At 38.1% G+C, this 218-nt stretch carries 1 pseudogene; it reads left to right on the top strand.

Going from position 1 to position 218, the window contains the following annotated elements:
- Positions 1–218, top strand: a pseudogene (locus ACRHOC_RS15680) (ACP S-malonyltransferase); the annotation flags it as partial.

Raw genomic sequence — 218 nt, 5'->3', positions numbered from 1 at the left:
GTCTTGATGTTTATGAAAAATCACCTGCCGCCCAAGAATTATTTGAAAATGCGAATGACATATTAGGATTTCACATTTCAGATATAATGTTTGAAGGTTCTGCTGAAGATCTCAAACAAACCAAAGTAACCTAGCCTGCCATATTTCTACACTCGGTGATTTTGGCAAAAACACTTGGTGATCCTTTTAAACCAGATATGGCCGCTGGGCATTCTCTA

This window comes from Winogradskyella poriferorum, assembly GCF_050618035.1.
Lineage (GTDB): Bacteria > Bacteroidota > Bacteroidia > Flavobacteriales > Flavobacteriaceae > Winogradskyella > Winogradskyella poriferorum_A.
Note: the sequence above shows the minus strand (reverse complement) of the source record. Positions and strands in the feature narration are given on the sequence as shown.